Here is a 26,783-nt window from a genome sequence, read left to right on the forward strand (position 1 = left end):
CATTGCCCCTTGATGTTGTTCTTTTCGCTAGCCCCGCCACATCATGGCCTTGCGCTGGATGAGCACGCGTGATTCGTCCTCGTCAAGCGCCTGCGACCTGATGTGCTCGAAGGCGGTCTCGTAACCAGCCACCCGTTCGAGATCTTCGACGAAGTGTGCAGTATAGAGCTGCTCCAGGTAGACCACATCGTCGAACTCCGCGAACTTCAGGTGAATGAACGCCCCGGTGTTGACCGGATGGAGCGCGTCCATCGGCAGCACCTGGACACTCACGTGCGGCAGCAGGGACAGCTCCAGAAGGTGCTCCATCTGCTCCCGCATCACCGAGGGCTCGCCGAATCGGCGCATCAGGGCCGGCTCGTCGAGCACGAAGCGCATCTGGCAGGGATCCGCCCGGTGCATGACCAGCCGCTGACGGTCGAGGCGGGCCTCGACCCGGCTCCGGACACCGCTGTGCGTGATGCGCACGATGCCGCGGACGGCCAGGATGACCTCTCGCGCGTAGTCCTCGGTCTGTAGGAGGCCAGGCACGATCTGGGGTTCCCAGTTGCGCTGAAAAGTGGCCTCCGCCTCCAACCCGAGGAATCTTGTGTATTCCTCGGGCAGAGCGTCTTCGTAATCCTCCCACCACCCACGCTGGTCCGCGTCTCGCAACAAGCCGAAGAGTTCTTCAAGTTTGTCGCCGTCGGCACCGTAGAGCTTGGCCATCGCCTTGACGTCTTCGGTGCTGGGCATGGTCTTGGCCGCTTCGATGCGGCTGATCTTGCTGGGCGACCAGCCGAGCTCGTGGGCGGCCTTGGAGCCGGTCAAACTGCGCCGCTCGCGCAGGAGGCGCAGCTCCTGGCCGAGTCTCAGCCTGCGGACGGTGGGGCTGCCCTGCTTCGATGGCACCGTCGACTCTCCTTGCCGGGAATGAAGGTGTAGCCGGAAGGGATCGTTTCGAGCCCGCCGTTCTGGGCCGTTCTCTTAATCTTACACTGCAACTTGCACGAGTACTGCCGCGAGGCCTTGCCAGAAGGCTGACATGGGTAGAGCGTAGAGGCAAGCAACGCTCCTCAGGGGAAAGGAGCCGGGGGCCGTGTTCGCCGTGTTCGTCAACCCATTCCGCGCCTCTATACGCCCGCGCTTATTGCGTGCAAGTTGCATTGACCTGTGCACCGCAAGTCGTCGCACAATCTGCGAAGAAATTCCAATCTTTCTTGCGAAAGGTATTGCAGCAGGGCAGGGGCGGGAGGACGATCGTCCCAGGAAGGTTCACCTTCTCGCTGAAAGCGGCTCAGGCCGCCACACCGGCAACGTCGCCGTCCCGGATTCGAATCACCGCCCCAGGGAGGCCGCCTGCCGGAGGGATCTCGCACTCGCCTGAAGAATCGCCGCCGTCATCGCTCATCAGAGCACAGCGAATGCCGGACCGAGGCCAACGTACGCGCCCGCCGCATCAAGGGCTGCCACCCTGCGACGCGGCCGTCATCGGCCTGCAGTCCGGCGGAAAGAAGCCACCTCGAGTAATGCCGCGAAAGGGGTCTTCTATGTACTCACAAGGTACCAAGGGACTCGGTCGAATCAAGTCCCGGCTCCTGGAACACATCGCCTGGGCCGACAGGGAGATCTGCTGGGAGCCCGACGAGTTCGCCATGCGCAGGGGCTGGACCGTGACCAGGACCGGCTTCGGCGCCCGTCGCTACCGCGACCCACGCTTCGACCAGCTCAGGATCGCGCTCAAAGTGCCGGAGGAGGTGTCCTGACATGCCGAGGAACCCGCGCAACCAGATCTTCCCGGCCAACGAGGACCTGCCGGCCGCGCGCGGCGCGGGGCCGCTGGTGCGGCTCTGGCGCGCCCGCAGCGAGCTGCTGCTGGCCGCCGCGCTCGCGCTGTTCGCGCTGACCGTGCTGGGAGCCGCGCAGGAGGGCAGCTGGCTGCCGTTCATCCTGCTGACCAGCGCCGTCTCCATGCCGGCTGCCACGAGGGCCGGCCGGAGCTGGCTGACCGCGCACTTCTGGTGCGTGGTTTCCCGGCACCGGCTGCAGCGCACCTGCCTGGAGACCACCATGCACACCAGGGCGGGCCGGATCCCCCTGGTGCTGTGGATCACCCCGACCACCACAGGTGAGAAGGCGCTGATCCTGACCAGGGTCGGCATCAGCGCCGAGGAGTTCGGGGCGTACGCGGAGGAGATCGCCGCCGCCTGCTGGGCCAGGAGCGTCACTGTGCACCGGCACCGGGAGCGGGCCAACCTGGTGATCGTGGAGATCGTCCGGCGGGACGAGCTGCCGGGCGCCGTCTCCCCCGGGCTCGACCGGCTCTTCGGCCGCAGCGCGTGGGAAGCGCTCCGGCCCGGCCTCCGCGGCGACGTGCGCGAGGTGGAGGAGCCGCCCGATCTGAGCCGGCGGCTGGCGCTGCCGCAGCCGGGCTGAGGCTCCGGCGTCCGCCCGGGGCCAAGGGGCGGACGCCGGTACGAGGCCCCGGGGACCGCGGGGGCTCCGGGGCTTCCCAACACCCTCTGCACCGGACGAGCATGCGGAACGGGCCTTCCCCGCGGAGGGCGTACGGGTGAAGATGAGTTCAGATGACGAACTCAGGAGTGGCGATGACCTCGACCGTCCACCGGACCTGCCCGCTGTGCGAAGCCGTCTGCGGGCTCACGCTCACCCTCGACGACGGCGGCCGGGTCACGAGCGTGCGCGGCGACCGCGACGACCCCTTCAGCAAGGGCTTCATCTGCCCCAAGGGCGCCAGTCTCGGCAAGCTGGACGAGGACCCGGACCGGCTGAGCAGGCCGCTGATCCGCGAGGGCGACGTGTGGCGCGAGGCGGGCTGGGACGAGGCGTTCGCCGCCGTGAAGCAGGGTTTCGACCGGGTGGTGGCGGCGCACGGCCGCCAGGCGACGGGCGTCTACCTGGGCAATCCGAACGCGCACACGATGGCCGGGACGCTCTACGGCACGCCGCTGATCAAGGCGCTGGGCACCCGCAACGTGTTCTCCGCCAGCACCGCGGACCAGATGCCCAAGCACGTGGCCAGCGGGCTGATGTTCGGCCATCCGATGACCGTCGCGGTGCCGGACCTGGACCGCACCGGCTACCTGCTCATGCTGGGCGCCAACCCGCTGGAGTCCAACGGCTCGCTCTGCACCGCGCCCGACTTCCCCGGCCGGCTCAAGGCCCTGCGGGCCAGGGGCGGGCGGCTGGTCGTGGTCGATCCGCGCCGCACCAGGACCGCCGCGCTGGCCGACGAGCACGTGTTCGTCCGGCCGGGCTCCGACGCGTATCTGCTGGCCGGCATCGCCCACACGCTGTTCGCCGAGGGCCTGACGGACGTGCGGCAGCGGGTCGCCGGGCTGGCCGAGGCGCGCGACGCGGTCAAGCACTTCCCGCCCGAGGCCGTCTCCCGCCGCACCGGCGTGCCGGCCGAGGTGATCGTACGGCTGGCCAGGGAGCTGGCCTCGGCACCGGCCGCGGCCGTCTACGCCAGGATCGGCACCTGCACGGCCGAGTTCGGCACCCTGGCACAGTGGCTGGTGGACGTGCTGAACGTGCTCACCGGCAACCTCGACAGGCCGGGCGGCGCGATGTTCCCCAAGCCCGCCACGGGTTCGGCGGGCCGGCGCAGGACGTACACGGTGGGCCGGTGGCGGAGCCGGGTGCGGGGGCTGCCTGAGGCGAACGGCGAGCTGCCGGTGGCCACGCTCGCCGACGAGATCGAGACGCCGGGCGAGGGGCAGATCCGGTTCCTGGTCACGGTGGCGGGCAACCCGGTGCTCTCCGCACCGCACGGCTCCCGGCTGGACGAGGCGCTCGCCGGGCTCGACTTCATGGTGAGCGTGGACCCGTACCTGAACGAGACCACCCGGCACTCGCACGTCATCCTGCCGCCGCCGCGCGTGCTGCAGTCGGGGCACTACGACTTCGCGCTGCTGGGGTTCGCGGTGCGCAACTACGCGCGTTACTCGCCGCCGGCGCTGCCGCTGGACGGGCGGCCGTCCGAGGCGGAGATCCTGGCCAGGCTGACCATGATCGCCTCGGGGCTGGAGGGCGATCTGGACGAGTTCGTGATCGGGCAGACGCTGGCCAGGGCGGTCGGCACGCCGGGCTCCGGGGTCGAGGGGCGCGACGTGGCGGAGCTGCGGGCCGCGCTGGACGGCGACACGGGCGCGGAGCTGCGACTGGACCTCATGCTCAGGCTCGGGCCCTACGGCGAGTGGTCGGGCGAGGGGGACCTGTCGCTGCGCAAGCTGCTGGACCATCCGCACGGGCTGGATCTCGGGCCGCTGGAGCCGCGCCTGGACGAGGTGCTCAACACCGTGTCGGGGCTGGTCGAGCTGGCCCCGCCCGAGATTCTCGGGGACGTGGAGCGGCTGCGTGCCGGGCTGGAGTCGGAGCCGCCCGACCTGGTGCTGATCGGGCGGCGGCACCTGCGCTCCAACAACAGCTGGATGCACAACGTGAGCCCGCTGGTGGGCGGCAGCAACACGTGCACGCTGCAGATCAACCCAGCCGACGTGGCCCGGCTCGGGCTGGGCGACGAGGCCGAGGTGCGCTCGGCGACGGGCCGGCTGACGGTGACGCTGGAGCCGACCGACACGATCATGCCGGGGGTGGTGAGCCTGCCGCACGGCTGGGGGCACACGGCGGGCGGCCAGCGCGTGGCGGCCGAGCACGCCGGGGTCAGCGCCAACGTGCTGACCGACCCGTCCACCCTGGATATTCTGTCCGGTAACGCAGTGTTCAACGGAGTTCCGGTAAGTATTTTGCCAACTGGGGTGATCACCGCACATTAGGGTGTCGCGCGTGACTATCGCACCAGAAGAGGACCGCCTGAACACACAGATCGCCTTCGCCGTCGAGATCGACAAGTTGAAGCGGATCATCCGCCGCAACCTGCTCATGGACGGCTCCCGGCGGGAGAACGACGCAGAGCACTCCTGGTACGTGGCCACGCTAGCCATGGTCCTGGGCGAGCACGCCCCGCCCGGGACCGACCTGCAGCGCGTGACGGCGATGCTGCTCGTGCACGACCTGGTCGAGATCGACGCGGGTGACACGTTCATCTACGACCCCGTCGCGGTGGCCGCGCAGGCGGAGGCCGAGCGGCAGGCCGCCGACCGGATCTTCGCGCTGCTGCCCGGCGACCAGGGGGCGCGGCTGCGCGAGCTGTGGGACGAGTTCGAGGCCAGGGAGACGCCCGAGGCGAGGTTCGCCAAGGCGCTCGACAGGTTCGCGCCGATCCTGGCCAACCATCACACCGAGGGCGGCACCTGGCAGCTGTTCAAGGTGACCTCGGCGATGGTGCTGGAGAAGGTCCGGATCATCGAGGAAGGCGCGCCCACGCTGGGCGCGTACGCCCGCGAGCTGGTCGAGCTCTCCGTCGCCCGGGGCCACCTGCCCGAGTGATGCCGGTAAGGCTGGGGTAGGGGAATGTCGTGAAAGAGACAGTTCGGGCGAGACGTCGGCAGTTGCGGCGTTTCGTGGGGCCGATCGACCTGACCGATCGGCTCGAGAGGTCCAAGTCCATGGACAGGCCGATCAGAGGGCTGGCCAAGGCCGTGCGCGCGCGCATCCGCCCGGGGCTGTTGCGTGACCTGCTGCACGGGGTGCCGACGGGCAAACCCGTGCATCCCCCGCTGGCCACGGTCACGCTGGGCTGCTGGATGTCCGCCACCCTGCTCGACGCGGCGAAGGCCGATCCCCGGGCGGTGCGGCTGCTGCTGGCCACCGGGATCGCCACCTCCCTGCCGACGGCGGCGGCGGGCATGACCGACTGGTCGTCGCTGCACATCGAGCAGCAGCGCGTCGGCTTCATCCACATGCTGGCGAACGTGACCACGCTGGGCCTGTTCTCCGCCTCGCTGCTCGCCAGGATGCGCGGACGCGAGCAGGCCGGCCGGGCGCTGTCGTACGCCGGGCTCGGGATGGGGGCGCTGGGCGGCTATCTGGGCGGGCACCTGGCCTACCGGCTCGCCGCCGGGGCCAACCACGCCCCGCAGGTCACCCACCTGGTGCCGCTGGGCTGGCATGATCTGTGCCTGCTGACCGACCTCCCGGAGGGCAGGCCCGTCTCGCGGCGGCTGGGTTACATCGAGCTGTTCGTGCTGCGCCGCAACGACGCCGTCACCGTGCTGGTCGACCGGTGCCCGCATCTGGCCGGGCCGCTGCACCAGGGCAGGATCGTCATGGACGGCGACGAGCCGTGCGTGGTGTGCCCGTGGCACGGCAGCACGTTCCGGCTGGACGACGGCTCGGTGCGGCACGGGCCCGCGACGGCGCCCGCGCCGATGTTCGACAGCCGCGTACGCCGTGACGGCACCGTGCAGGTGCGGCCGAGCTTGACCTGAAGTCCACTTGAGGTTTTATCGTCGGCCGCATGATTCTGGTAACCGGTGCGACCGGCAACGTGGGCAGACATGTGGTGGCGCAACTCGCGGGAGCGGGCCTGCGGGTACGCGCTCTCGTGCGTGATCCCGGCCGGGCGGACCTGCCCGAGGGCGTGGAGGCGGTCAAGGGCGATCTCACCGCCCCGGAGACCCTGGCGCCGGCGCTCACCGGCGTGGAGAGCGTGTTCCTGGTGTGGCCCGGCTTCTCCGGCGAGGCGGCCAGGCCCGTGGTGGACCTCGTCGCCGCGCACGCCCGCCGCGTGGTCTACCTGTCGGCGAACGCCCCCGCCGGCACGCCCACCTTCCACGCCGACGTCGAGCGGCTGATCAGGGGCTCGGGGATCAACTGGACGTTCCTGCGGCCCGGCGGGTTCGCCGCCAACACGCTCGGCTGGGCCGACCAGATCAGGACCGGCGTCGTGCGCTGGCCGTACGGGCAGGCGTCCAGGTCGCTGATCCACGAGAAGGACATCGCGGCGGTCGCCGTGCACGTGCTGACCTCCGCCGGCCACAACGGGGCCGCCTACACGCTGAGCGGGCCGGCCAGGCTGACGCAGGCCGAGCAGGTGGCGGTCATCGGGCGGGCGGTCGGGCGCGAGGTGCGGTGGGAGGACCAGGAGCCGCAGGAGGCCCGCGAGGCGCTGCTGACGGCCTGGGGCGACGCCGCGTTCGTCGACGGCGCGCTGAAGGCGTGGGGGCGGCTGGTGGACGAGCCCGAGGAGGTCACGCCCACCGTGGAGCGGCTGATCGGCCGGCCGGCGCTGCCGTTCGAGCAGTGGGCGGCCGATCACGTGGCGGACTTCCGCTGACGCTACTGCTCGTCGGCGGGGTGCTCCACCAGGGCGAGGATGCGGCTGGACATGAACCGCGCCGTGCGGATGGCCGTGCCGCTGCGGGTGACCTCGCTCACCTCGACGAGCCCCCGCCGCGTGGCCACCTCCACCCGGCGGCCCGCCCGGGTGGCGGCGACCTCGTAGGTACGCGGGGTGCCGCCCGCGTCGATGACGATCTCCACCCGATCACCCTTCATGTACGGATTTATACCCACAAAGCCCGAAATTTATCCGTACACCAGTTTGACAATCGCCACGACTCCCACCACCACGATCACCCCGCGCAGCACCGGGGCCGGGATGCGGCGGCCCACCTTGGCACCCAGGAAGCCGCCCAGCATCGCGCCCAGCGCGACCGCCAGCACCGCCCACCAGTCGACCTCGGCGATCAGCGTGAACAGGACGGCGGCGGTGCCGTTCACGATCAGCGACAGCACGTTCTTGGCCGCGTTCACCCGTTGCAGGCCCTCGTCCAGGAACGCGCCGAGCAGCCCGATCAGCAGCACGCCCTGGGCCGCGCCGAAGTAGCCGCCGTACATGCCCGCGCCCAGCACGCCCAGCCAGAGCGCCATCCCGCCGTGCGGGTGCGCGTGCTCGCGGCGGGCCGCCAGCCAGCCGTTCAGCTTCGGCTGGAGCACCACCAGCACGCACGCCAGGCCGATGAGCACCGGCACGACGACCTTGAACACGTCCGGGTCCAGGTAGAGCAGCAGCACGCCGCCGGCCGCCGCGCCGACGGCCGACGCCACGCCCAGCCGCGCCAGCCTGGCCCGCTGCCCGCGCAGCTCGGCGCGGTAGCCGTAGGCGCCGGTGAACGAGCCGGGGACGAGCCCGACGTTGTTGGACACGTTCGCCACGATCGGGTCGATCCCGACCGCCACCAGCGTGGGGAACGTGATCAGCGACCCGGACCCGACGACCGCGTTGATCGCACCGGCCGCCACCCCGGCCGCCCACACGGCGACCACTTCCCACACTGTCACGCTGACCCTCCAGACCCGGCCGTTGGTGCCACCAGAGCCTAGAGGGGCGCCTTCCTGGGACAACGCCCGAGGGTGGGGCTCAGGCGGGCTTGTCGGGGTCGCGGGGGGAGAACAGGCCGCCCAGGCCCTCCAGCACCTTGCCCATCTCGGAGGGGACGATCCACAGCTTGTTCGCGTCGCCCTTGGCGATCTCCGGCAGGGTCTGCAGGTACTGGTAGGCGAGCAGGTGCTGGTCCGGGTTGCCCTCGTGGATGGCCTTGAACACCATGCCGATCGCGTCCGCCTGCCCCTTGGCCCGCATCGCCTCCGCCTCGGCCTCGGCCTGGGCGCGCAGCACGGCGGCCTCGGCGTCGCCGCGTGCCCGCAGGACGGCCGCCTGCTTGTCGCCCTCGGCGGCGAGGATGGCGGCCTGGCGCTGCCCTTCGGCGGTGAGCACGGCGGCGCGCTTGTCCCGGTCGGCCCGCATCTGCTTCTCCATCGAGTCCTGGATGGAGGCGGGCGGGTCGATGGCCTTGAGCTCGACCCGGTTGACCCGGATGCCCCACTTGCCGGTGGCCTCGTCGAGGGAGCCGCGCAGCTCGGTGTTGATCTCCTCGCGGGAGGTGAGCGTGCGTTCCAGGTCCATCCCGCCGACGACGTTGCGCAGGGTCGTGACGGTCAGCTGCTCGACGCCCACGAGGAAGTTGGCGATCTCGTACGTGGCGGCCCTGGGGTTGGTGACCTGGAAGTAGATGACGGTGTCGATGGAGACGACGAGGTTGTCGGAGGTGATCACCGGCTGCGGCGGGAACGAGACCACCTGCTCGCGCAGGTCGATCAGGTCCTTGATGCGGTCGATGAACGGCACCACCAGGTTGAGCCCCGGGGTCAGCGTGCGGTGGTAGCGGCCCAGGCGCTCGATGACGGCGGCCGTGGCCTGGGGGATGATGCGGATCGTCCGGGCGAGACCGAAGCCCACCACCGCGACCACGACGAGGGCGACGATGAGCTGCTGCGTGGTCATGGCGACGCTCCGAAGCCGATATAGCGCGACTCGGTTGATGATATTTGGTTTCGCCGTTCCGTGACCGTTTTGATCGATTCCGGTTGACCATACTTCGCGAGCCGAAGTATGGTCCTGCGTCATGGCTGAAGGATCACGTGGGCTCAGCGAGCCCGCGTACTTCGTGCTCGCGGCGCTGCTCGACGGCCCCAAGCACGGGCACGCGATCATCAAGACGGTCCTGGCGCTCTCCGAGCACCGGGTCAAGCTCCCCGTGGGCACGCTCTACGGCGCGCTGGACCGGCTGGCGGCCGGCGGCCTGGTCGTCCTGGACCGGGAGGAGACCGTCGACGGCCGCAGGCGCCGCTACTTCCGGCTCACCGAGGAAGGCGGCACGCAGCTCCGTGCCGAGGCCCTGCGCCTGCGCCAGGCGGCCTCGATCGTCATCGGGACGGCCCTGGCATGACGACGCTGGAACGCCAGTACCGGCTGCTGCTGCGCGCCTACCCGCACAACTACCGGTCCGACCACGGCGGCGAGCTGCTGGACGTGCTGCTGGAGAGCACCGAGCCGGGCCGCCGGCTGCCCCCGGCGCGGGAGGCGGTCGCCCTGCTCGTCGCCGGCGCCCGCACCCGGCTCACGCAGGCCGCCCGGGGACGCGCCTGGCCGGACGGGCTGCACCTGGGCGTCACCGTGCTCACCCTGATCCAGCTCGCGACGCTCGTCCCGTACGCGGGGCGCGTCCCGCTGTGGGTGGGCATCTCTGCCGCCGCCTTCCTGGCCGTGCTGCGCGGCCGGGTGCTGCTCGCGCTCCCCCTCGTCGCCGCCGCCGGGGTCAAGGTCTGGGGCATCACCCACGGCCGTCCGGTGCTGGACCACACGATCCTGCCCGTCTACGCCGATCCGCTCTGGGACGCCCCCGCGCTGTACGGCACCGGCGGCCCGATCGCCCCGGCCGTCTCGTACCTGGTGGCGGTCGCCGGGCTGGCGGTCCTGGCACTGCGGCGGGAGCCGGTGCGCGCCAGGTCGTGGGCCTGGGTGGCGGCGGCGCCGGTGCTCGCGGGCGCGGACCCCGCCTGGCTCGACGTGGGCGGCGGGCTGGGCGGCGGGTCCATGCCCGTCGTGGCCCGGGTGGCCCTGGAGTCCGCCCTGCTCGCGGGGGCCGCCTGGGCGGGCCGGCTCACGGGCGACCACCGGTGGGCGATCGCCGCCGGCGCCTACCTGCTGCCCGCCCTCGCGATCCTCTTCGAGAACCTGGCCGCGCAGACCCGCCAGGACGCCGTCCACTGGATCGTGCTCCTCACGCTGACCCTGGTCGCCGCCGCGATGCCGCATCGCGGGCGCCGTCACGCCGTGCTCTGACCCCCTCCACTCCCCCCGGCGGCGTCGCTCCCGCGACGCGCGCCCGGTTCGCCATGCCCTCGAACGCAAGGAGCTCACCGTGCACCGACGACTCGCCGCCGCCGCCCTGCTGACCCTGGCGCTCGCCGCCTGCGGAAGCACGCCCGCCGCACAGCCGGAGGCGGCCCAGCCGTCGTCCCAGGACCGTCAGCGTCAGCTCCAGACCGTGCTGGCCGACTGCATGAAGCAGAAGGGCTTCGAGTACGTCCCCTACGTCCCCCCGGCCGCCACGGTGACCGACGAGGAACGCAGGCGGGACTCGGGCGACTACGAGGCCACGAAGGCGCACCGGGCCAAGTACGGCTTCGGCGTCTGGTCGAGCATCGTCTACCCGAACGGCCCCGGCACGATGCCCCGAGACGCGGGCCCCTCGAACCCCAACGACAAGATCGTCAGCTCGCTGTCGGAAACCCAGACCGGCGCCTACTACGCGGCCCTGGACCCCTGCTACTCCAAGGCGGCCAAGCAGGCCCTCGGCAAGGACGTGAAGAGCAAGATGGACCTGTTCAAGCAGGGTGCCCAGACGGTCAAGCGCAACGTGGCCCGCGAGATCGACGGCGACCCCGGCCTGGTGGACCTGGCCGCCGCCATGGGCGACTGCCTCAAGGGCAAGGGCTACGCGGTCGCCTCGGCCAAGCCCTCGGCCCTGGCCCGGCGGGGGCCTGACCGGTTCCAGGACGAGATGACCGAGATCGGCCGCGAGCAGCAGCCGGGCATGGCCGGGTCCAAGAACGAGAACGCGATCATCATCCCGGAGATGACCGCCGACCAGGCCAGGCCGCACCTGGACAAGGAGATCAAGGCGGCACTGGACGACCTGGAGTGCGGCAAGGACTTCTACGCGGCCTACCAGCCGAGGAAGACCGAGATCGACCGCCGCATGCTGGAGGAGTTCGCCCTGGAGCGGTCGTGACCCGGCGTCCCCGGCGGGTGCTGGGCGGCGTCCTGGCCGGCGTGCTCGTCATCGCGGGCGCCGGCTGGGCGGTGGGCTCCCGGCTGCGCTCCCCCGCCGACGAGGCCGCCGCCCGCCAGGCGCCCGCGCCGTCGCTGGTGACCGCGCCGGTGCGGCGGCAGAAGCTGACCAGCACCGTCGCGGTCAGCGGCACCCTGGAGTACGGCTCGCCGCTGCCCGTCACGCTCGCCGGGGCGGTCGGCGGCACGGCGGAGGCGCAGCGCGTCACCCGCGCCCCGCGTCCCGGCCGGCTCGCCGAGGGGTCGGTCCTGATGGAGGTCAACGGCCGGCCGGTGTTCGCGCTCGAAGGCAGGGTGCCGATGCACCGGACGATCGCCCCCGGCACCGAGGGCGCCGACGTCAGGCAGCTCCAGCGGGCGCTGCGGCGCTTCGGCCACGGCACGGCGGCCACCGGGGTGTTCGACGCGGCCACCGCCTCCGCCGTCCGGCGCTGGTACGCCAGGAAGGGCTACCGGGCCCAGGAACCCGACCTGACCGCCCGGCAGACGCTCGACCAGCTCCGCCAGGCCGTACAGACCGCCGAGGAGACGCTGCTGACCGACCGCAAGGCGCTGGAGGCGGGCCGCGAGGTGCGGCCGCTCAAGGTCGCGCTCGACCACGCCCGCCAGGATCTGGCCGAGGCTGAGAGCGCGCTCGCCGAGGCAGAGCAGGCGGAGACGACCCCCGCGGACGAGGGCAGGCTCGACGCCCTGCACCAGGCCGTACGCGCCGCCGAGGAGGAGCTGCTGGCCGCCCGCCAGGCGCTCGCCGCGGCCAAGCCCGAGGACGACAGGCGGCTGCTGGAGCTCAAGGCGGCCAACGCCGAGCGGGACCTGGAGTCGGCGCGGCGGGCCGTGGACCTCTTCCTGGAGGAGGCCGCGACCACCAGGGACGCGCGCCTGGCGGAGCTCCGCAAGGCCGTCAGGACCGCCGAGGAGGCCGTGCTCACCGCCGGCCAGGCGCTGAAGCGCGCCAAGGAGACCTCGCCGCTGCGCCTGAAGATCGCCAACGGGCGCCGGAACGTGGCGAGCGCGCGGGCCACACTGGCCGAGTACCGCAGGACGTACGGGGTCAGCGTCCCGCCCGGCGAGATCGTGTTCCTCCCGAAACTGCCCGCCCGGCTGCACAAGGCCGAGGCGCGGGCCGGCGAACGGGTCGAGGACGAGGTGGCCACCGTCACCAACACCGCGTTCATGGTCACCGGCTCCGTCGGCGAGGCCGAAGGCAGGCTGCTCAAGCCCGGCATGGCCGCGGTGGTCGAGCTGTCCGACGGCCGCACGTACCGGGCGCGGCTGACCGCCAAGGGCCCCGGCGCGCGGGTGGACAGGGCCGCGGACGCCGAGCCCGGGGCCGGCACGGTGCCCGTCCTCATCACGCCCGCCGCCGCGAAGGGCCTGCGCGCCGCCGTGGGCGCGCCGGTGACCGTGAAGATCGCCGTGGGCTCGACCAGGAGCGCGGTGCTGACCGTCCCCGTCACGGCGGTGGTCACCTCGGCCGACGGCCGGGCGCGGGTGCGCGTGGAGAGCGCCCCCGACCGCGCCCAGGACGTCGAGGTGCGCACCGGGCTCACCGCGCACGGAACCGTCCAGATCACCCCGGTACGGACGGCCGCGCTCAAGGAGGGCGACCGGGTGGTGGTCAGCGATGGATGACCCGGTCATCCGGCTCACCGACGTCAGCCGGGAGTTCCCCGCCGACCCGCCCGTGCGGGCGCTGCACCGGGTGTCGCTGAGCGTGGCGAAGGGCGACTACGTGGCCGTCGTGGGCCCGTCGGGCTCCGGCAAGTCCACGCTGCTCAACACGCTGGGCCTGCTCGACCGGCCCACCTCGGGGTCGTACCGGCTGGACGGGATCGAGACGACCACACTGAAGGACGGCGCGCGGACCCGGGTGCGCGGCAGCCGGATCGGCTTCGTGTTCCAGGCGTTCCACCTGCTCCCGCACCGGACCGTGCTGGAGAACGTGGCCCTGGCCGAGGTGTACGGCGGCGACCGGCGCAACCGGTGGCGGCGCGCCGAACGGGCGCTGGAGCGGGTGGGGATGACGCACCGCGCCGGGTTCATGCCCGGACGCCTGTCGGGCGGCGAGAGACAGCGCGCCGCCATCGCCCGCGCGCTGATGGGGCGGCCCTCGCTGCTGCTGTGCGACGAGCCCACCGGCAACCTCGACAGCCGCAACACCGCCCTGGTCCTCGACCTGCTCGACGAGCTGCGCGAGCAGGGGCACACGATCGTGGTCATCACCCACGAGGACGAGGTGAGCGCGCGTGCCGGACGGCGGGTGCGCATCACCGACGGCATCCTGACGGAGGAGTGAACGGGTGGATCCGCGCGATCTCTGGACGGAGGCCCTCGCCGGCGTGCTGGCCCGCCCGCTGCGCTCGGCCCTGACGACGCTCGGCACCGTGATCGGCATCGCCACGCTGGTCGTCACGCTGGGCGTCGCCGGCACGGCGGGCAACCAGATCGTCGGCCGGTTCGACGAGCTGACCGCGACCGCGCTCACCGTCGAGGTGCCGCGGGACGACGACCCGCTGGTCACCTGGGAGGCCGCCGATGAGCTCACCCGGCTGCGCGGCGTCGCCGCCGTCACCGCGATCGCCCAGACGGAGGAGAGCTCCAACCTGACGGTGACCGCCAACGCCCTGGTGGACCCCACCCGGATCACCGGCCAGTCGCTCGCCGTCGTGGCCGCCACGCCGAGCCTGCCGCAGGCCGCCCGGGGCCGGATGGTCCGGGGCCGCTTCTTCGACGCCGGGCACGTGCGGCGCGGCGACCGCGTGGCCGTGCTCGGCGAGCAGGCTGCGCGGATGCTCGGCATCGGCGGCCTGGACGGACAGCCCGCGATCTTCGTCGGCGGCCGCCCCTACAGCGTCATCGGCGTCGTCGGCGACCTGAAGCGGGAGCGCATCCTGACCGGCGCCGTCATCGTGCCGCCCACGGCCGGCGCCGAGTTCGGGCTGCGCGACGTCACCCGCGTGCTGGTCGCCACCGACCTCGGGGCCGCCGACCTGGTCGCCCGCCAGGCCCCGCTCGCGCTCAGCCCCGCCGACCACGCCCTGCTCCAGGTCGTCAAGCCGCCCAGCCCCGAGCGTGCCCGCGACGGCGTCCAGAACGACCTCAACGGCCTGTTCCTCATCCTCGGCCTGGTGTCGCTGGTGGTCGGCGCGGTCGGCATCGCCAACGTCACGCTCGTCACCGTGATGGAACGGGTGCCCGAGATCGGGCTGCGCCGGGCGCTCGGCGCTGCCCGCAGGCACGTCGCCGGCCAGTTCCTGCTGGAGTCGACGCTGGTCGGGCTGGCCGGCGGGGTGATCGGGACCAGCGTGGGCGTCGTCGCCGTCGTCGCCGTGTCGGCCGTCCAGCGCTGGACGCCGCTGCTCGACGTCCGCCTCGCCCTGGCCGCGCCGGTCGCGGGCGCGCTGGTCGGCCTGCTGGCCGGGCTCTACCCGGCGCTGCGGGCGGCCCGGCTGGAGCCGGTCGAGGCGCTGCGCTAGTACGGCCTCACGTACCAGCGGCCCTGGGCGCTGCGGTCGAGGGCGAGCGGCACGCCGAACGTCTGCGACAGGTTGTCGGCCGTCATCACGTGCTCCAGCGGCCCCTGCGCCACCACCGAGCCGTGACGCAGCAGCAGCCCGTGCGTGAACCCGGCCGGGATCTCCTCCACGTGATGCGTCACCAGCACCAGCGCGGGCGAGCGGTAGTCGCCCGCGAGCACCGACAGCCGCCGCACCAGGTCCTCGCGCCCGCCCACGTCGAGCCCGGCCGCCGGCTCGTCGAGCAGCAGCATCTCCGGGTCGGGCATGAGCGCGCGGGCGATCTGCACCCGCTTGCGCTCACCCTCCGACAACGAGGCGAACCGCCGCCGGATCAGGTGGGCGGCGCCCATCATGTCGATCAGCTCGACGGCCCGCGTGACGTCGTTGGAGTCGTACTCCTCCGTCCACCGCCCCAGCAGCGCGTAGGAGGCGGTGAGCACCAGGTCGATGACCTTCTCGTCCGGCGGGATGCGCTCGGCCAGCGCCGAGCTGGCCAGCCCGATGCGCGGGCGCAGGTCGAACACGTCGGCCACGCCGATGCGCTCCCCCAGCACCTCGGCCACCCCGTCGCTGGGATGCAGCAGCGTGGCAGCCACCTGCAGCAACGTCGTCTTCCCCGCCCCGTTCGGCCCGAGCACGACCCAGCGTTCGTCCTCCTCGACCGTCCAGTCGATGCCGCGTAGCAGGGTCGCCCCGTCGCGCCTGTAGGCGACATCCTGGAACCGCAGCACCTGACCACCCATCCCCGTTCCTCCTCCAGGAGTGACCCTTGGGACAAACCTATTGCAGGGCGAGCGCTTATCGTGGATCGGTGCACCCTGAATCGCCTGTCTGTGCCGCGCTCGTCGCCTGGGGGAACGCCTGGCTCGCCGGTCATGTCGGTCTTGACGAGGCCGTCGACCACGTCGAAGCCGTCGGCGGGCCCACCGTCGCCGGCGAGGTGCCGCTGCGCCGCTACCTGGCAAACCTGCGTGCCGACCGGCTCGCCGAGCTCCGCCTGGCGCTCCCGGCGCCCGGCGACCCGCTCGGGCTGTCCGGGCCGCCGTCGTTCAACTCCGCCGCGGTCGACGCCGGGCAGGCCGTCATCGCGGTGCTGCCCGACCGGTGTCTCGGCCTGGTCCCGTCGCTCGATCTGCGCGGGTCGTCCTATGTCGGCGTACGGCTGGACGTACAGGAAACCGGGCCCGCCCGGCAGGACCTGCCGTCGGTGGCCGAGGCGGAGCGGGAGCTGTCGGAGGCCATGCGGTCGGCCACGCAGGCGCTCACGTCCGTCGGCGGGCCCGCGCAGAGCCGCCCCGAACACGTCGGGCAGGGCGGCGAGCTCGCCCCCGGCTATCCGGGGCGCGCCCACCGCGTGTCGGCGCTCGCCACGCGGCTCGGCGCGGTGCTGCGGCTGGCCGAGGAGCGCGGGCTCACCGCGGGCCAGCTCGCCGACGCCGGGGCCGCCCTGCGCGAGCTGGACCGCGCCGTGCGCCGCGCCGTCGTGGCCGCGCACCACGCGATCTTCGAGCCGGTCAGGAACGAGCAGGGACGCTGATCAGGTCAGGCCGTGCCGGACCGCGTAGAGCGCGGCCTGGGTCCGGTCCTGCACCCCCAGCTTCATCAGCACGTTCGACACGTGCGTCTTGACCGTCTTCTCCGCGACCGCCAGGCTGCGGGCGATCTCCCGGTTGGACCGGCCCGCCGCGATCAGCGCCAGCACCTCCCGCTCGCGCTCGGTCAGCGGCACCGACGTGGGCACGCCCGAGCCGCCGCCGTTGAGCATCGCCTCCGCCGCCTCCGGCGCCAGCAGCACCTGGCCCTCGTGCACGGCGCGCACGGCCTGCACGAGCGCGGTCGGGTCGACGTCCTTGTAGAGGAACCCCGACGCGCCCGCGCGCATCGCCGGCCCCACGTCGGACCGGTCGCTCACCGAGGTCAGCACCAGTACCCGGGTCGCCGAGCCGGTCAGCCTGCCGAGCGCGCCGAGGCCGTCGAGCACCGGCATCCTCAGGTCGAGCAGCAGCACGTCGGGCGCGAGCTCGCCGACCAGGGCGACGGCCTGCTCCCCGTCGGCCGCCTCGCCCACCACCGTGATGTCGTCCTGCAGGTCGAGGAAGGTGCGCAGGCCCTGCCGCACCACCGGATGGTCGTCGGCGATCAGCACCCGGATCACACGTCCACCTCCACGCGTACGGTCGTCCCACGGCCAGGGGCGGACTCGACGCTCATCCGCCCGCCCACCGACTCGGCCCTGTCACGCATCGACACCAGGCCGAGCCCCCGGGTCTCGCCGTGCTCGAAACCGCTGCCGTTGTCGTGCACGGTCAGCACCAGCCTGCCGCCCTCGTGCGACAGCTTGGCGGCCACCTCGGAGGCGCCGGAGTGCCTGAGCGCGTTGTGCAGCGCCTCCTGCGCCACCCGCAGCACCACCACCTCCGACTCCGAGCCCAGCGGCGGCACCTCGGCGCACTCGTAGCTGACCGAGGCCGGGTGCAGCCGGTCGAGCATGCGCACGTGCTTGCGCAGCGTCTCCGACAGCCCGTGCCGGTCGAGCTCCGCCGGGCGCAGCTCCACGATCACCGCGCGCAGCTCCGCCAGCGCCTCGCCGGCCAGCCGCTGCACCCGCTCCAGCTCGGCGGCGGCCTTGTCCGGCGCGCTCTCCACCAGCGCGGCGGCGGCCTGCGCGGTGAGCCGGAGCGAGAACAGCTTCTGCGTGACGGCGTCGTGCAGCTCGCGCGCCATCCGGTTGCGCTCCTCCAGCATGGCCAGCTCGCGGCCCCGCTCGTACAGCCGCGCGTTGGTCAGCGCGATGGCGGCGTGCGCGGCGAACAGCGTCAGCAGCTCCTGGTCGGCCTGGGTGAAACCGCCGGGCGTGCGCTTGTTGGCCAGGAAGATGATGCCGAGCGTCTGGCGGCCGTCGAGGATGGGGACCCCGAGGAAGTCCTTCATCACCGGATGCGCCTTCGGCCAGTATTCGAACCGCTCGTCCTCGCGCAGGTCGGGCAGCCGGACCGGGACCCCGTCGCGGAGCATCGCGCCGAGCATGCCATGCTGGCGGGGCAGCGGGCCGATCGCGTCCCACTGCTTGTCGGTGATGCCCTCGGCGACGAACTCGGCGAACGAGCCGTCGTCATCGGGCACGCCGAGAGCCGCGTAGCGGGCGTCCAGCAGCCGCTGCGCCGAGCGCACGATGACCTGCAGCACCTCCCGCACCGACAGGTGCCGGGTGACCGCGAGCACGGCGGAGCTCACCGCCTGCAGGATCTCGTCTCGGTCCGCCGTCACGCGGTCCACTCTAAGGTCCTAGGACGAAGTGCCCAGCCGCGGGCGGGGCCAGCGACCGATGTGCCCGCGTCCGCCGGTTCCTACCGTCGAGTCATGACGAACACCGCACTCATCACCGGCGCCTCCCGCGGTCTCGGCCTCGCCCTGGCCAGGTCCCTGGCGGGCGCCGGCTGGAACCTCGTGCTCACCGCCAGAGGAGCGGCCGACCTCGACCGGGCCGCCGCCGAGCTGGGCGCCACCGCGCTGCCCGGCGACGTGCGCGATCCCGCCCACGTCGCCCGCCTCGCGGCGGCCGTACCCGAGCTGGACCTGCTGGTCAACAACGCCAGCGGACTCGGCGCGACCCCGCTGCCGTCGCTGGCCGCGTATCCGCTGGCCGAGTTCAGGGAGCTGCTGGAGACGAACGTGACCGCGCCCCTGGCGCTCGTCCAGGCCACGCTGCCCGCGCTGCGCGCCCGGCGCGGCGCCGTCGTGAACGTCTCCTCCGACGCCGCCACCGGCGCCTACCCGGGCTGGGGCGGCTACGGCGCCACGAAGGCCGCGCTCGACCAGCTCTCCAACGTGCTCGCCGCCGAGGAGCCCGGCCTGGCCGTCTGGTGGGTCGACCCCGGCGAGATGAACACCCGCATGCTGGCCGACGCCGTGGGCGCCGACGAGGCCGCCGCCGCGGGCGACCCCGCCAAGGTCGCCGCCACGCTGCACGACCTGATCAGGACCCGGCCCGCGAGCGGCAGGGTGAGCCTGCAATGAGCACGGCACTCGACTTCGCGCTCCCGCCCGCGCTGTCCGCCCACGAGCCGCCCGAGGCGCGCGGGCTGACCAGGGACGGGGTGCGGCTGCTGGTCTCCCCCGGCGCGGGCGAGCCCCTGCACCGGCGCTTCACCGACCTGCCCGGCCTGCTCTCTCCCGGCGACCTGATCGTGGTCAACAACTCCGCGACCCTGCCGGCCGCCGTCCGGCTGGACCGGCTCGCGGTGCACTTCTCCACCGCCCGCGACGACGGCACCTGGCTGGTCGAGCTGCGCCGCCGTACGTCCACCGCGTCGGAGCCGTACCTGGGCGGCGAGGCAGGCGAGTGGCTGCCGCTGCCGGGACGCGCCACGCTGCGGCTGCTCGGCCGGGAGACGCCGCGCCTGTGGCGGGCCTCCCTCGACCGCGACGTGCCCGCCTACCTGCGCGAGCACGGCGCCCCCATCCGCTACTCGTACGTGGAGCGCGACTGGCCGCTGGACGCCTACCAGACCGTGTTCGCGACCGTGCCGGGCAGCGCCGAGATGCCCAGCGCCGGGCGGCCGTTCTCCGCCGAGCTGGTGACCGCGCTGGTGGCCGGCGGCATCGGCATCGCGCCCATCACCCTGCACACCGGCGTGGCCTCACCCGAGAAGGACGAGCCCCCGTACGCCGAGCGCTACGAGGTGCCCGAGTCCACCGCCCGGCTGGTCAACCTGGCCAGGCGGAGCGGCGGCCGGGTGGTGGCGGCGGGCACGACCGTGGTGCGCGCGCTGGAGACCGCCGCGGGCGCCGACGGGCGGGTGTCGGCCTCGACCGGCTGGACCACCCGCGTCGTCACGCCCGACGACGGCGTCCGCGCGGTCACCGGGCTGATCACCGGCCTGCACGAGCCGCGCTCCAGCCACCTGCAGATGCTCACCGCCATCGCCGGCGAGGAGCCGCTCAGGCGGGCCTACGAGGCGGCGATACGGGAGCGGTACCTGTGGCACGAGTTCGGCGACACCCACCTGATCCTCTCGGCATAGGAGGGCACCTGGTACGCGAGCACACGAACGGGCGCAGTACCGTGGCTGAATGTGGACCAGCGCACCCTCCTGATCACATTTACCGGCCCTGACCGCCCGGGCGTTACTTCGAGACTTTTCTCCGTCCTGTCTGGTTTTCCGGTGACCGTGGCCGACATCGAGCAGGTCGTCATCCGCGGCAGGCTCACCCTCGGCGTGCTCGTCGCCTACGCCGGCGGCCCCTCCACCGGCACCGGCACCACGCTCGGCGCCATGTGGACCGCCGTCGAGCAGATCGCCGAGGACCTCGGCATGGAGGTCGAGCTCTCCACCGGCTCCACGGCCAAGGAACAGCGCCGCCGCGGCCGGCTGTCGGTCAGCGTCCTCGGCCCCACCCTCCAGCCCGCCGCCATCGCCGGCATCGCCGGGCGCATCGCCGCCGCCGGCGCCAACATCGACCGCATCGAACGCCTTGCCCAGTGGCCCGTCACCTGCATCGAGCTGTCCGTCTCCGGCGCCAACCCCGACGCCCTGCGCATCGAGCTCGCCGCCGAGGCCGCCCTCCAGCAGGTTGACGTCGCCGTGCAGCGCACCGGGCTGTCCCGGCGGGCCAAGCGGCTCATCGTCATGGACGTCGACTCCACCCTCATCCAGGGCGAGGTCATCGAGCTGCTCGCCGCCCACGCCGGCTGCCTCGACGAGGTCGCCCGCGTCACCGAGGAGGCCATGCGCGGCGAACTCGACTTCGCCGAATCGCTGCGCCGCCGCGTCGCCCTCCTCGAAGGGCTGCCCGCCGAGGTGTTCGAGCAGGTGCGCAAGGAAGTCGTGCTCACCCCCGGCGCCCGCACCCTCGTCCGCACCCTCAAGCGGCTCGACTACCGCTTCGCCATCGTCAGCGGCGGCTTCACCCAGATCACCGACGCGCTCGTCGACGACCTCGGCATCGACTACTCCGCCGCCAACGTGCTCGAAGTCGTCGACGGCAAGCTCACCGGCCGCGTCGTCGGCGAGATCGTCGACCGCCCCGGCAAGGCCAGGGCGCTGGAGCGGTTCGCCAAGGAGGCCGGGCTGCCCATCAGCCAGACCGTCGCCATCGGCGACGGCGCCAACGACCTCGACATGATCGCCACCGCCGGGCTCGGCGTCGCCTTCAACGCCAAACCCGTCGTCCGGCAGGCCGCCGACACCGCTGTCAACACGCCCTACCTCGACTCCATCCTCTACCTGCTCGGCATCTCCCGGGACGAGGTCGAGGCCGCCGACGCCGAGGACGCGCTGCTCACGGCTCCTTGGGGTCCCACAGCGTGACCAGGCGGCCGCCGCCCGGCCACAGCTCCGCCCACGCCGACTCCACCTCCATCACCGCGAACGCCCCCGGCCGGAAGCCGAAATCGCCGCCCGTGAGCTGCATCGCCAGATCCAGGGCGCCCGGATTGTGCCCGCACAGCACCACCGTCCGGCGCTCCGGATCCGCCCTGCGCACGATCTCCAGCAGCTCCTCCGGCCAGGCGCCGTAGACGTCCCGCTGGTAGTCGACCTCGACGCCCGGGAAGGCCAGCTCCGCGGTGCGCGTGGTGCGCCGGCTCGGCGAGCAGATCACCAGGTCGGGCTCCAGGCCCAGCGCCCTGATCTCCGCCCCCGCCCGCACCGCGTCACGCTCGCCCCGCTCCGTCAGCGGCCGCTCCCGGTCCGAGACGCCGACGTCCTGGGCGGCCTTGGCGTGCCGCAGCACGATCAACGTACGCGGCCCCGTCATCTCGACGCCCACACGGCCAGCCCTACGAGCACCGCCAGGATCGCCAGCATCGCGAGCAGGATGATGGCCAGCGTCTTCCCGCCGTTGGGCGGCTTCTCGTCCATCCGCCCAGTTTCCCACCGGGGCCGCCCGCCCGGCGAACACCCCTCCCGGATGACCACGGCCGCACCGTAACGCCCGGGGGGATCGCGGACGGGTCAGGAGGGGGCGGGGCCGGTCGGGAGGCTACGGGGCGGGGCGCTCACAGGCCGGTCGGGAGGCTACGGGGAGTGCTCACCGGGGCAGGCACTGCGAACGCCCGCCCCCAGGCTCGGGAGCGGGCGTTCGCGGGCGGGTCAGGAGGCCACGGGCTCCTGCTCGCGGTGGTTGTCGTTGTTGGCCGGCTCGGCGTTCACCGAGCGGCGCTTGGAGACGATGATGGCCACGACCACCACGCCCACGGCCACCACGGTCATCCCGATGCGCAGCATCGCGTTGTCCGCGTACAGCACCACGGCCGGCGCGACCAGGAGCGCCACCAGGTTCATCACCTTGATCAGCGGGTTGATGGCCGGACCGGCGGTGTCCTTGAACGGGTCGCCGACGGTGTCGCCGATGACCGTGGCCGCGTGGGCCTCGGACCCCTTGCCGCCGTGGTGACCGTCCTCGACGAGCTTCTTGGCGTTGTCCCAGGCGCCGCCCGAGTTGGACAGGAACACCGCCATGAGCGTGCCGCACGCGATGGCACCGGCGAGGAACGCGCCCAGCGGCGCGTAACCCATCGCGAAGCCGACCGCGATCGGCGTCATGACCGCCAGCAGGCCGGGCGTGGCCAGCTCGCGCAGCGAGTCGCGGGTGCAGATGTCGACGACGCGCCCGTACTCGGGCTTCACGCTGCCGTCCATGATGCCCGGGTTGTTGCGGAACTGGTCGCGTACCTCGAAGACCACGCGCATCGCGGCCCGGCCGACGGCCGAGATCGCCAGTCCGGAGAACAGGAACACCACCGCGGCGCCGATGATGAGGCCCACCAGCACGTTCGGCGCGTCGATGCCCAGGTTGAACACGGCGCCCTGCGGCAGCTCGCTCTCCACTGCCGTCCGGAACGCCCCGAACAGCGCGGTGGCCGCGAGCACCGCCGTGGCGATCGCGATGCCCTTGGTGATGGCCTTGGTGGTGTTGCCGACCGCGTCGAGGCTGGTGAGGACGCGGGCGCCCTCGCCCTCGACGTCGCCGGACATCTCGGCGATGCCCTGCGCGTTGTCGGAGACCGGGCCGAAGGTGTCCATGGAGACGATGACGCCGACGGTGGTCAGCAGCCCGGTGCCGGCGAGCGCGACGGCGAACAGCGCGACCGTCACGTTGCCGAACCCGAGCAGGAACGCGCCGTAGACCGCGCCGCCGATGATCAGCGCCGAGTAGACGGCCGATTCCAGGCCGACGCTGATGCCGGCCAGGATGACGGTCGCCGGGCCGGTCGCCGAGCTCTCGCCGATCTCGCGCACCGGGCGGCGGTTGGTCTCGGTGAAGTAGCCGGTGAGCAGCTGGATGGCGCTGGCCAGGACCAGTCCGATGAGCACCGCGCCGATGGCGATGATCCGCGGGTCGGCGTCGGACTGCACCTGCGCGCCGCTCAGGCCGCTGAAGCTGCTGGGCAGGTACCAGAACGCGGCGGCGGCGACCAGCACCGCCGAGATCGCCGCGGAGATGAAGAAGCTGCGGTTGATCGCGGCCATGCCGTTGCGGTCGCGGTCGCGCATGCGGGTGACGAAGATGCCGATGATCGCGGTGAGCACGCCGATCATCGGGACGATCAGCGGGAAGATCAGCCCTTCCTCGCCGAAGGCCACCCGGCCCAGGATGAGGCTCGCGACGAGCATGACGGCGTAGGACTCGAACAGGTCGGCCGCCATGCCGGCGCAGTCGCCGACGTTGTCGCCCACGTTGTCGGCGATGGTCGCGGCGTTGCGCGGGTCGTCCTCAGGGATGCCCTGCTCGACCTTGCCGACCAGGTCGGCACCCACGTCGGCGGCCTTGGTGAAGATGCCGCCGCCGACACGCATGAACATCGCGAGCAGCGCGGCGCCGAAGCCGAAGCCTTCGAGCACGCCCGGCGCGTTGCCCTGGTAGAAGAAGACGACGACGGCCGCGCCCAGCAGGCCGAGGCCCACCGTGAACATGCCGGCCACGCCGCCGGTGCGGAACGCGATGCGCATCGCGCGCTTCTCGCCCGATTCGCGGGCGGCCGCGGCGACGCGCACGTTGCCGCGCACGGCCAGCCACATGCCCATGAACCCGGTCAGCGCGGAGAAAACCGCCCCGACCACGAAGAAGATCGAGCGGCCGACACGTACGTCGGTCTCGCCCGGAAGCAGCAGCAACAGGAAGGGGATCACGACGACGAAGATCGCCAGCGTACGGAACTGCCGCGTCAGATATGCGGCTGCCCCTTCCTGCACGGCACGGGCGATGTTCTGCATGCGCTCCGTGCCCTGGTCAGCGGCCAGCACCTCGCGCACCAGACCGCCGGCGACGGCTAGCGCGATCAGCGCGACCGCGGCGACCACGATCACAATGGTGAGATTGCTCGAACTCAGGGCCAGATTGGACGCTGGCTCCAGTGCCAGCAGATGGCTTGACATCGTTCTCCTCGGCAAGACCGGTCGTCCTGCCCGGGCGGTGCTGCAATATCGGCGGGCGGTGCGGCACCATCCGGGTTGTGGGTGCCGCTTCCGGTTGAATCCGCAGTGTGCGCCGGATCACCTTGGCCGGTGCCGGGAGTCTACGCAGGGGATTCGCAGATATGAAGGCTCTGAGGGCGGGCATTTGCGCGCCTGTCCAGTAAGCCCCAGACAGGACGGCGATTCGCGAAGTAGAAGATGATATTTCCGGCACTTTACGGGCGTGACTACTGTGAGAAAAGTGCTGACCGAAAATGCCGCCCGGGCGTTTCGCCGATCTTCCCCATTGCCGGGCCCGAGCCACGTCGCAGCCCCGCGCCGCTCATCGGCCACCGGTCAAAGGCGGGTGCACTGGCGGTAGCAGCTCCAGGTTCGCCCGAAGGCCCCCAGAAGCTCGTACGTGCGCGCACCGCCCCCGGACCGCGCAACTGCCCTCAACCGGCCGCACGGACGCTTGTGACGGCCCTACAGCGCCCCCGACGCCCCGTCGAGCCGGCGAAGACCAGACACCGAGCTCTCACCCAGCGACCCTGGGCCCCCAAAACCCTCCCACATCGGCCCCAAGGGCTCCGCACCATCCCCCCAGCACCCCCACCGATCGCCCAAGCCCTCGGCTGATGACCCCGCCGGCCACCTCGCACGCCGAACCCATCGGCCGTCTCGCTTGGCCCCCCACCGGCCGTCCCACAAGCTGACCCCGCCGCCACCTCGCGTGGCCACTCCACCGGCCGTCTCGTAGGCCGACCCCGCCAGCCACCTCGCATGGCCACCCCCGGCCGTCTCGCAGGCCGACCCCGCCAGCCACCTCGCGTGGCCACCCCACCGGCTGCCCAGTCCGGGCGGCGGGCTAGCCACAACGCCCGTTCACTCGCTTCGCAGGTGTCACGCCCTTGCGGCAGCCTCCTGCGCCCGTCCCCGTTCACCGCCTTCGCCGGATCGGCACGGAGCCCGCCTTCGCCTCTCCCCTGCGGTTCGCGGCGGCCCCGACCGCATGGCACCCGTACCGACGCTCCTGCACAGCCCACGGCAGGGCGCGGGCCGGAGGCCGGGGGCCGGGGCCGGGGGCCGGGGGGTCGGAGGCCGGGGCCGAGGGCCGGGGGGTCGGGGCCGGGGGGTCGGGGCCGGGGGGTCGGGGCCGGGGGGTCGGGGCCGGGGGGTCGGGGCCGGGGGGTCGGAGGCGGGGGGCCGGAGGGCCGGAGGGCCGGAGGCGGAGGGTCGAGGCATCGGACGCCCACGCACCGCCTGCCTGGCTCCGATACCCCGTACATCGCGCCGTACATCACAGGCGGGACCGTACGCCGCTCAGGCCGGGCGGAGGGCGGAGGGCGCGGGAGAGCACCCCGCCCATCCCCACGCGGGAGAGGGCCGAGGGACGGCCTCAAGTGCCACGGGAGGCCGGCAAGCACGGCGATGCGATCCAGGCAGACATGGGGGCCAGGCTGGAATCGATGAACGCCCTGCCCCTCCCTCGCGTTGGGGGTGCGCGGGAGGGGGTGGGTGGTCAGCCGGTTCGGCCGTTGGCCACGGCGGGCCAGCTCATGCGGATGCGCATGCCCTTGGGGCTGGGGAAGACCTCGACGTCGTCCGCCAGGCCCGCGATGACCGCGATGCCGAAGCCGGACATGAACGAGTCGGAGAGCATGCCCAGATCGAGGGGTTGTTCCTGTTTGATCTCGTCGCTGGGCGCCTGGTCGCTGACCGTGACCTCGAAACGCCCGGAATCGTCTCGGAGCTCGATGCGGATGGGCTCGCCCGGGCAGTGGACGCGATGCGCCTCGACCGCCCGGGAACACGCCTCACCCACGGCGAGCCTGACTTCGTCCAGCAGGGACTCCTCCACGCCGGTGCGCCGGGCTATCGCGGTCGCGACCAGCCGGGCGGTCCGCACATGCGCGGGAAGAGCGCTGAACGTCAGCTCGACAGTGGCCATCTACTTGTCTTTGCCGTGAGCTTCCTTGGCCTCGTCGACCGAAGCGTAGATCCCGAAGACCTTGGTCAGACCGGTGATCCGGAAGATCTTGAGGATGCGCTCCTGGGTGCACACCAGCTCAAGGGAGCCGTCGTGGGCGCGGACCCGCTTGAGCCCGCCGACCAGGACGCCAAGACCGGTCGAGTCGAGGAAGTCGACCTTCTCCATGTTGACGAGAAGGTGGAAGTTGCCCTTGTTCACCAGGTCGATGAGAAGCTCACGCAATCTCGGCGCCGTGTAGACATCGATCTCACCCTCGACCTCGACGATGGTGAGTCGGTCCTCGTTGTGGTGATCCAACTTCAGATCCACAGATCCTCCAGCGCCTCGCCTGC

Annotated in this window: 27 protein-coding genes; 16 read left to right on the forward strand and 11 right to left on the reverse strand. The window is 72.3% G+C overall.

The features are described 5' to 3' along the window. Positions 1-27: 27 nt before the first annotated feature. Complete coding sequence (locus tag AB0G11_RS08285; RefSeq protein ID WP_219509576.1) at positions 28-891, reverse strand: helix-turn-helix transcriptional regulator; 864 nt, start codon at positions 889-891, stop codon at positions 28-30. A gap of 638 nt (positions 892-1,529) precedes the next feature. On the opposite strand from AB0G11_RS08285, the gene AB0G11_RS08290 reads away from it, so the two are divergent. From AB0G11_RS08290 to AB0G11_RS08315, 6 genes are all read left to right on the forward strand, one after another. Next, a complete protein-coding gene (locus tag AB0G11_RS08290; protein ID WP_219509575.1) occupies positions 1,530-1,745 on the forward strand; it encodes a hypothetical protein in 216 nt (71 codons plus the stop codon). A gap of 1 nt (position 1,746) precedes the next feature. Then, positions 1,747-2,415: a hypothetical protein gene (locus AB0G11_RS08295; RefSeq protein ID WP_357584723.1), complete on the forward strand. Its 669-nt coding sequence runs from the start codon at positions 1,747-1,749 to the stop codon at positions 2,413-2,415. A gap of 152 nt (positions 2,416-2,567) precedes the next feature. Next, on the forward strand, positions 2,568-4,778 hold the full coding sequence (locus AB0G11_RS08300) for a molybdopterin-dependent oxidoreductase (protein WP_357584725.1): 2,211 nt from the start codon (positions 2,568-2,570) through the stop codon (positions 4,776-4,778). Position 4,779: 1 nt separating this feature from the next. Continuing rightward, on the forward strand, positions 4,780-5,391 hold the full coding sequence (locus tag AB0G11_RS08305; RefSeq protein WP_219509573.1) for an HD domain-containing protein: 612 nt from the start codon (positions 4,780-4,782) through the stop codon (positions 5,389-5,391). A 119-nt stretch (positions 5,392-5,510) separates the two neighbouring features. Next, positions 5,511-6,332 carry a Rieske 2Fe-2S domain-containing protein gene (locus tag AB0G11_RS08310; protein WP_219509572.1) on the forward strand — a complete coding sequence of 274 codons (822 nt, stop codon included), beginning with the start codon at positions 5,511-5,513 and terminating at the stop codon, positions 6,330-6,332. Between the two features lie 29 nt (positions 6,333-6,361). Next, positions 6,362-7,180, forward strand: coding sequence for an NAD(P)H-binding protein (locus AB0G11_RS08315; protein WP_357584727.1), 819 nt, complete (start codon positions 6,362-6,364; stop codon positions 7,178-7,180). Positions 7,181-7,182: 2 nt separating this feature from the next. On the opposite strand, the gene AB0G11_RS08320 is transcribed toward AB0G11_RS08315, so the two are convergent. From AB0G11_RS08320 to AB0G11_RS08330, 3 genes are all read right to left on the reverse strand, one after another. Beyond that, a complete protein-coding gene (locus AB0G11_RS08320; RefSeq protein ID WP_357584728.1) occupies positions 7,183-7,401 on the reverse strand; it encodes a hypothetical protein in 219 nt (72 codons plus the stop codon). Positions 7,402-7,431: 30 nt separating this feature from the next. Next, on the reverse strand, positions 7,432-8,187 hold the full coding sequence (locus tag AB0G11_RS08325) for a sulfite exporter TauE/SafE family protein (RefSeq protein WP_219509569.1): 756 nt from the start codon (positions 8,185-8,187) through the stop codon (positions 7,432-7,434). 79 nt (positions 8,188-8,266) lie between these two features. After that, positions 8,267-9,190 (reverse strand): SPFH domain-containing protein, encoded by a 924-nt coding sequence (locus AB0G11_RS08330; RefSeq protein WP_357584730.1) that lies wholly within the window; start codon positions 9,188-9,190, stop codon positions 8,267-8,269. A 121-nt stretch (positions 9,191-9,311) separates the two neighbouring features. Between AB0G11_RS08330 and AB0G11_RS08335 the strand changes: the two genes are divergently transcribed. From AB0G11_RS08335 to AB0G11_RS08360, 6 genes are all read left to right on the forward strand, one after another. Next, complete coding sequence (locus tag AB0G11_RS08335) at positions 9,312-9,635, forward strand: PadR family transcriptional regulator (protein ID WP_219509567.1); 324 nt, start codon at positions 9,312-9,314, stop codon at positions 9,633-9,635. Continuing rightward, positions 9,632-10,531: a hypothetical protein gene (locus AB0G11_RS08340; protein ID WP_357584732.1), complete on the forward strand. Its 900-nt coding sequence runs from the start codon at positions 9,632-9,634 to the stop codon at positions 10,529-10,531. The genes AB0G11_RS08335 and AB0G11_RS08340 overlap by 4 nt, the downstream gene beginning before the upstream one ends. A 79-nt stretch (positions 10,532-10,610) precedes the next feature. Then, a complete protein-coding gene (locus tag AB0G11_RS08345) occupies positions 10,611-11,483 on the forward strand; it encodes a hypothetical protein (RefSeq protein ID WP_357584734.1) in 873 nt (290 codons plus the stop codon). Beyond that, the gene (locus AB0G11_RS08350; RefSeq protein ID WP_357584736.1) at positions 11,480-13,174 is read left to right on the forward strand and encodes a peptidoglycan-binding protein; all 1,695 of its coding nucleotides are present in this window, start codon (positions 11,480-11,482) and stop codon (positions 13,172-13,174) included. The genes AB0G11_RS08345 and AB0G11_RS08350 overlap by 4 nt, the downstream gene beginning before the upstream one ends. Next, positions 13,167-13,838: an ABC transporter ATP-binding protein gene (locus tag AB0G11_RS08355; RefSeq protein WP_219509564.1), complete on the forward strand. Its 672-nt coding sequence runs from the start codon at positions 13,167-13,169 to the stop codon at positions 13,836-13,838. The genes AB0G11_RS08350 and AB0G11_RS08355 overlap by 8 nt, the downstream gene beginning before the upstream one ends. A gap of 4 nt (positions 13,839-13,842) precedes the next feature. Beyond that, a complete protein-coding gene (locus AB0G11_RS08360; protein ID WP_357584737.1) occupies positions 13,843-15,018 on the forward strand; it encodes an ABC transporter permease in 1,176 nt (391 codons plus the stop codon). Here AB0G11_RS08360 and AB0G11_RS08365 read toward each other — a convergent pair. Further along, positions 15,015-15,803 (reverse strand): ABC transporter ATP-binding protein, encoded by a 789-nt coding sequence (locus AB0G11_RS08365; protein ID WP_219509562.1) that lies wholly within the window; start codon positions 15,801-15,803, stop codon positions 15,015-15,017. The two genes, AB0G11_RS08360 and AB0G11_RS08365, sit on opposite strands and share 4 nt — an antisense overlap. A gap of 68 nt (positions 15,804-15,871) precedes the next feature. Here AB0G11_RS08365 and AB0G11_RS08370 point away from each other — a divergent pair, with 68 nt between their 5' ends. After that, entirely contained in the window at positions 15,872-16,597 is a 726-nt protein-coding gene (locus tag AB0G11_RS08370; RefSeq protein ID WP_219509561.1) for a hypothetical protein, read from the forward strand. Here the strand turns inward: AB0G11_RS08370 and AB0G11_RS08375 are convergent, their stop codons facing one another. Both AB0G11_RS08375 and AB0G11_RS08380 read right to left on the reverse strand, forming a co-directional pair. Further along, complete coding sequence (locus AB0G11_RS08375; RefSeq protein ID WP_219509560.1) at positions 16,598-17,215, reverse strand: response regulator transcription factor; 618 nt, start codon at positions 17,213-17,215, stop codon at positions 16,598-16,600. Continuing rightward, positions 17,212-18,327 carry a GAF domain-containing sensor histidine kinase gene (locus tag AB0G11_RS08380; protein WP_308125972.1) on the reverse strand — a complete coding sequence of 372 codons (1,116 nt, stop codon included), beginning with the start codon at positions 18,325-18,327 and terminating at the stop codon, positions 17,212-17,214. The genes AB0G11_RS08375 and AB0G11_RS08380 overlap by 4 nt, the downstream gene beginning before the upstream one ends. Before the next feature lie 93 nt (positions 18,328-18,420). Between AB0G11_RS08380 and AB0G11_RS08385 the strand changes: the two genes are divergently transcribed. The 3 genes from AB0G11_RS08385 to serB are packed head-to-tail and all read left to right on the forward strand — an operon-like array spanning position 18,421 to position 21,371. Continuing rightward, complete coding sequence (locus tag AB0G11_RS08385) at positions 18,421-19,077, forward strand: SDR family oxidoreductase (RefSeq protein WP_219509558.1); 657 nt, start codon at positions 18,421-18,423, stop codon at positions 19,075-19,077. Further along, the gene (locus AB0G11_RS08390; protein WP_219509557.1) at positions 19,074-20,084 is read left to right on the forward strand and encodes an S-adenosylmethionine:tRNA ribosyltransferase-isomerase; all 1,011 of its coding nucleotides are present in this window, start codon (positions 19,074-19,076) and stop codon (positions 20,082-20,084) included. The genes AB0G11_RS08385 and AB0G11_RS08390 overlap by 4 nt, the downstream gene beginning before the upstream one ends. Before the next feature lie 51 nt (positions 20,085-20,135). Continuing rightward, positions 20,136-21,371, forward strand: a complete 1,236-nt coding sequence (serB, locus tag AB0G11_RS08395) for a phosphoserine phosphatase SerB (protein WP_219509556.1) — start codon at positions 20,136-20,138, stop codon at positions 21,369-21,371. Here serB and AB0G11_RS08400 read toward each other — a convergent pair. The 4 genes from AB0G11_RS08400 to AB0G11_RS08415 form a co-directional block, all read right to left on the reverse strand. Continuing rightward, positions 21,343-21,819, reverse strand: a complete 477-nt coding sequence (locus AB0G11_RS08400; protein ID WP_357584739.1) for a histidine phosphatase family protein — start codon at positions 21,817-21,819, stop codon at positions 21,343-21,345. The genes serB and AB0G11_RS08400 overlap by 29 nt on opposite strands. A 335-nt stretch (positions 21,820-22,154) precedes the next feature. Beyond that, the gene (locus AB0G11_RS08405) at positions 22,155-24,440 is read right to left on the reverse strand and encodes a sodium-translocating pyrophosphatase (protein ID WP_219509554.1); all 2,286 of its coding nucleotides are present in this window, start codon (positions 24,438-24,440) and stop codon (positions 22,155-22,157) included. A 1,540-nt stretch (positions 24,441-25,980) separates the two neighbouring features. After that, positions 25,981-26,409, reverse strand: a complete 429-nt coding sequence (locus AB0G11_RS08410; protein ID WP_219509553.1) for an ATP-binding protein — start codon at positions 26,407-26,409, stop codon at positions 25,981-25,983. Next, the gene (locus tag AB0G11_RS08415) at positions 26,410-26,760 is read right to left on the reverse strand and encodes an STAS domain-containing protein (RefSeq protein WP_020542579.1); all 351 of its coding nucleotides are present in this window, start codon (positions 26,758-26,760) and stop codon (positions 26,410-26,412) included. Positions 26,761-26,783 lie beyond the last annotated feature (23 nt).

It is taken from the genome of Nonomuraea sp. NPDC023979 (assembly GCF_040639085.1).
Classification (GTDB): domain Bacteria; phylum Actinomycetota; class Actinomycetes; order Streptosporangiales; family Streptosporangiaceae; genus Nonomuraea; species Nonomuraea ceibae.